Source organism: Streptomyces sp. NRRL S-87 (genome assembly GCF_000719335.1).
Classification (GTDB): Bacteria; Actinomycetota; Actinomycetes; order Streptomycetales; family Streptomycetaceae; genus Streptomyces.
This window is the reverse complement of the sequence record NZ_JOGB01000119.1, coordinates 1-5,609: the sequence shown is the minus strand read 5'-3', so window position 1 is coordinate 5,609 and position 5,609 is coordinate 1. Positions and strand designations below refer to the sequence as shown.

Genomic DNA, 5,609 nt, shown 5'->3' with positions numbered 1-5,609 from the left:
CCGCTCCAGCGACGGCGCAGCGTCAACACCCCGGAGCACGTCCACCAACGACCAGTCGGTGAAGGGCTCCAGGGCCTTCGCACACTCATCCACCCGGGCGGCGAACACCGGGGAGGAATCGAGCAGCCCCGCCGCCATGCCGACCCACTGCGAACCCTGCCCCGGGAACACGAACGCCGTCTTCCCGCCGACCACCGAGCCGGACACCACACCCGCGGCCAGGCTCCCCGACGCCACCGCGGCGACCCCGGCGCGGTGGTCGCCGAAGACCACGGCCCGGTGCTCCAGCGCGGCGCGGGTGACCGCCAGCGACCAGCCCACGTCCACCGGCTCCACCGTCGGATCACCGGCCACGCGGTCCGCGAGCCGCTCGGCCTGGGCCCGCAGTGCGGCGGCGGTGCGGCCCGACAGGACCCACGGCACCACCGTCCCCGGCACCGCGGCGTGCGCCTCGGCACCGGCGGGGGTCTCCGCCCCCACGACGTCTCCGGGGTCTTCTCCCGCGGCCCCTTCCAGGGCCTGCTCCGGTGCCTGTTCCACGATCACGTGCGCGTTCGTCCCGCTGAACCCGAACGACGACACACCCGCACGGCGCGGACGGGACGTCCCGGGCCACGGCGTGGGCTGCTCGAGCAGGGGATGTTCGACTTGACCGACCCCAGCAGCAGCGGCCGGTCCGCCGGGCGGTCCTGCCCGTACGTGGCCAGGACGGCCTGCGCCTCGATGGGGTCGCCGAGCGAGGTCCCCGTACCATGCGCCTCGACGGCGTCGACCTGGTCGGCGGAGAGCCGGGCGTTGGCGAGGGCCTGGCGGATGACGCGCTGCTGGGAGGGCCCGTTGGGGGCGGTGAGGCCGTTGGAGGCACCGTCCTGGTTGACGGCGGAGCCGCGGATCAGGGCCAGGACCGGGCGGCCGTTCCGGCGCGCGTCGGAGAGGCGTTCGAGCAGCAGCAGGCCCACGCCCTCGGCGGGGCCGAAGCCGTCGGCTCCGGCGGCGAACGCCTTGCACCGGCCGTCCGCGGACAGCCCGCGCTGCTTGCTGAACTCGACGAAGAGGCCGGGGGTGGACATCACGTGCACGCCGCCCGCGACGGCCAGCGTGCACTCCCCCGCGCGCAGTGCCTGCGCCGCCAGGTGCAGCGCGACCAGCGAGGCCGAGCAGGCGGTGTCGACCGTGACGGCCGGCCCCTCCAGCCCGAACGTGTAGGAGAGTCGGCCGGACAGGACGCTGGAGGCGTTGCCGGTGCCGAGGTGGCCCGCGTAGTCCTCGGCCGCCTCGAGCAGCGGGGTCAGGTAGTCCGAGCCGTTCATGCCGACGAACACGCCGCACCGGCTGCCGCGCAGTCCGCCCGGGTCGATGCCGGCCCGCTCGAACGCCTCCCAGGACGTCTCCAGCAGCAGCCGCTGCTGCGGGTCCATGGCCATGGCCTCGCGGGGGGAGATCCCGAAGAAGTCCGCGTCGAACGCGGAGGCACCTCGGAGGAAGCCGCCCTCACGGGTGGTCGAGGTGCCCTGCTCGTCGGGGTCGTCCGAGAAGAGGCGGTCCAGGTCCCAGCCGCGGTCGGTGGGGAATGCGGTGAGGGCGTCGCCGCCGGAGGCGAGGAGTTCCCAGAGCGCCTCGGGGGTTGCGACGCCCCCGGGGAAGCGGCAGCTCATTGCCGTGATGGCGATGGGCTCGTGCGCCTGGCTTTCGATGTCCCGCAGGCGTCCGTACGCCTCATCGAGATCCGTCGTGACCTTCTTGAGGTATTCGCGGAGCTTTGCTTCGTTCGCCACTGGGGCTTCACCTATTCGCATGGTCGAGACCGTGGAGGGACTCAGGGGAATTCAGAGGAGTTCGGGAACCTCGGAGGGCACCCGAGGATATGGGGGGAAATCCGGCGGGGCGGGGGCCGTACCGCCGGAACAGGGGTTCCGGCGGTACGGCCTGGGGGTGGGTGGGGTTCAGCCCTGGCCGAACTTCTTGTCGATGAGCGCGAACAGCTCGTCGTCGCTCGCGTCCTCGATCTCGTCGGCGGCGGTCGCCGCCCCGTCCGTCCGGCGGACGTCGTTCCACCGGGCGAGCAGCGCCTGGAGGCGTACGGCGACGCGGGCGTGCGCGGCGTCGTCCCCGGCCGCCCCGTCCAGGTCGGCCGGGTCCAGCGCGGCGAAGGTGCTCTCCAGCCGGTCGAGTTCCTCGAGTACGGAGGGCCGGCGCTCCGCCGTCCCGTCCGGGGCGACCTCGTCCAGCAGGTACCGGGCGAGGTCGGCCGGGGTCGGGTAGTCGTAGATCAGGGTGGCGGGCAGTCGCAGGCCCGCGGCCGCCCCGAGCCGGTTGCGCAGCTCGACGGCGGTCAGCGAGTCGAAGCCGAGCTCCTTGAACGCCTGCTCCTCACCGATGACCTCGGCCGACCGGTGGCCGAGGACGGCTGCCACCTGGCCGCGCACCAGGTCCACCACGGTCCGCTCCCGGTCGGCCGCCGGGAGGGCCGCGAGCCGCTCGGCGAGCGTCCGGGCGCCGGTCCCGGAGGCGTCCGCCCCGGCCGTGCCCTCCGCCCGGTCCGCGCGGGGCGCGGCCGTGGCCGCGGCCCGCGCGTGCCGGACGGGGGTCCGCACCAGACCGCGGAAGACCGGCAGGAGTCCGCCGTCCGCGGCCCGGGCCCGCAGGGTGGGCAGGTCGAGGCCGAGGGGCAGCAGGACCGGCTCGTCGTCCGCGGCCAGGGCGGCGTCGAAGAGCGCCAGGCCCTCCGCCGCCGACAGCGGGGCGACCCCGCCTCGTGCGGCGCGCTCCCGCTCCGGAGCGGTGAGCCGGCCCGCCATGCCGCGCTCCTCGGCCCACATGCCCCACACCAGGGACAGCGCGGGCAGGCCGTGGGCCCGTCGGTGCCGGGCGAGGCCGTCGAGGAACACGTTCGCCGCGGCGTAGTTGGCCTGGCCGGCGGAGCCGAGGGTGCCGGCGGCGGCCGAGAACAGGACGAACGCCGCGAGGTCGAGGTGCCGGGTGAGCTCGTGCAGGTGCAGCGCCCCGTCCACCTTGGGCCGCATGACCCGGTCGACGCGCTCGGGGGTGAGCAGGTCGACGACGCCGTCGTCGAGCACGGCCGCGGTGTGCACGACCGCCGTCAGCGGGTGCTCGGCCGGTACGGACCGCAGGAGCGCGGCCAGTGCGTCCCGGTCGGCCACGTCGCAGGCCGCCCACGTGACCTTCGCGCCCAACGCCGTGAGTTCGGCGGTGAGTTCGGGGGCTGTGCCGGTGTCGGCGCCCCGGCGGCCGGTGAGCAGCAGGTGGCGTGCGCCGTGCTCGGTGACCAGGTGGCGGGCGAGGAGGCCGGCGAGTCCGCCGCCGGCGCCGGTGACGAGGACCGTGCCGTCCGCGGCGATGCGTCGGGCCGGGGTGCGGGTGGCCGTCGCCATGGCCGTAGCCGTAGCCGTGGCCGTGGCCGTGGCTGTACCAGCGGCCTTCGCCTCCGTCGGCGCTGTGGCCGCCGTTGCCGCTGCCGTCACTGCCGCCGTCGCCGTCGCCGTCGCCGGCGATTCCACCCGGGCCAGGCGCGGTGCGTACAGGACACCGCCGCGTACGGCCAGTTCCGGCTCGGCGGACCCGAGCGCACCGGGCAGGGCCCGGCCGGAGGCGTCGCTCCCGTCGAGGTCGACGAGCACGAACCGGTCCGGGTGCTCCGTCCGGGCGGCCCGCAGCAGGCCCCACACCGGGGTGCGGGCGAGGTCGCCCGCCTCGGTGTCCCGGTGCGCGGCCACCGCGCCGCGGGTGACGACGGCCAGGCGGGCGCCGGCGAAGCGGCCGTTGTCCAGCCATGCCTGCACGGTCTCGAGCACCCGGTGCGCGGCCTCCCGGGCGTCCTGCGCCAGGCGGTCGGCGTCCGGGCCCGCGGACCCGGTGCCCGTGCCGACGGCGGCAGCGGTCGTGGGCGGTGCGGCGGGGGGCGCGGCCATGAACGGCACGACCACCGTGTCGGGCATCGGCTGCCGGCCGGCCGCGAGGGCCGCGTCCAGCGCGTCGAGGCCCTCGTACGCGGTGGCGGCGGTCCCCGCGCGGCCCAGGACCTCGGCGAGGTGGGAGTGCGCCGTGGTGCCCGAGGTGTCGCCGACGACCACGAGGGTCCCGGTGGTGGGGCGCGCCGGTGCCGTCGTGCGCACCCAGTCGAGGCGGAACAGTCCGTTCCGCGGGACGGGGTCCGGGGCCGAGGCGAACCGCTGGGCGTCGAGCGCCCGGGTCGTGAGGGCCCTGACGGACGCGACGGGCGCGCCCTGCTCGTCGGCCAGGTCGACGGACACCGTCCCGGTGCCGTCGGGGGCGGAGATCCGCAGCCGCAGGGCGTCGGCGCCGACCGCGTACACGGCCACCCCGCCCCACGCGGCGGCCTCGCGGGCGGCGGTGGCGCCGTCGGCCGTGGCCGCGGCGAGCGCCTGCACGGCGGTGTCCAGCAGGGCCGGGTGCACGGCGAACCGGGCGGCCGAGGAGCTCAGTTCGTCGGACAGCCGGGCCTCCGCGAACACCTCCTCGCCCCGGGTCCAGACCCGGGTCAGGGTCCGCAGGGCGGGCCCGTGGCAGAGCCCCGCGGCGGCGAGCCGGTCGCGGACCGCCTCCACGGCGACCTCGTCGGCGCCGGCGGGCGGCCAGGACGCGGCGTCGCCGGTCCGGCCGGTGCCGCAGGTCCCGTCCGCGGACGCGGCCGGGTCCGCAGCCGGGTCCACGTCCGGGTCCGCAGCCGGGGTCTCGGTGAGGAACCCGGTGGCGTGCCGGGTCCAGGCCCCGTCGTAAAGCCCGTCTCCGTCGCCGGTCTCCGTACGGCCGTGGACGTCCACCGCGCGGCGGCCGGCGCCGTCGGCCCCTCCCACGGTGATCCGCAGCTGCACGGACCCCGCCTCCGGAAGGACGATCGGCTCGTCGGCGGTCAGCTCCTCCAGGTATCCGCAACCGGTCGCGTCCCCGGCCCGCAGCGCGAGCTCGACGAGGGCCGCTCCGGGCACGACCGCGGTGTCGGCCACCACCTGGTCGGCCAGCCAGGGGTGCGTCCGGCGGGAGATCCGGCCGGTGAACAGGAACCCGCCGGTCCCGGGGAGTTCGACGGCGGCGCCGAGCAGCGGGTGCCCTGCCGTGTCGAGGCCGAGGGAGGCGGCGTCCTCGGGCGCGGCGAAGGCGTCGACCCAGTACCGCTCCCGCTGGAACGGGTAGGTGGGCAGGTCCACCCGGCGGGCGCCGGCCCCGCTTCCGGTCCCGGCCCCGGTGCCCGTGCCGCCGAAGTACGCCGACCAGTCCACGGTCACGCCGTGGACGTGGGCCCGGGCGAGGGCGGTGACGAGGGCCTCGGCCTCGGGTCGGTCCTTGCGGAGGACGGGTACGAGGACGGCGGCGCCGGCCGCGTCGCCCGTCAGGCACTCCTGGCCGAGGGCGGAGAGCACGCCGTCGGGGCCGAGTTCGAGGTACGCCGTCACGCCCGCGGCCTCCAGGGCCCGCATGCCGTCCAGGAACCGGACGGCTTCCCGGACGTGCCGCACCCAGAACTCCGCCGCAGCCATCTCGTCCGTGACCACGGCACCGGTCAGGCAGGACACGACCGGGATCCGCGGCGCGGCGAACGACAGCCCCGCCACCACCTCACGGAAGTCGTC

1 protein-coding gene and 1 pseudogene are annotated in these 5,609 nt (G+C 76.5%); both read right to left on the bottom strand.

All coding sequences use genetic code 11. The annotated features are described in order from the left end of the window. Positions 1–1,796 (bottom strand): annotated as a pseudogene (locus IF43_RS37355) (type I polyketide synthase); the annotation flags it as partial. A gap of 147 nt (positions 1,797–1,943) precedes the next feature. Next, positions 1,944–5,609 (bottom strand): type I polyketide synthase (locus IF43_RS0135085; protein WP_037891435.1); only part of this gene is annotated, 3,666 nt, incomplete at its 5' end.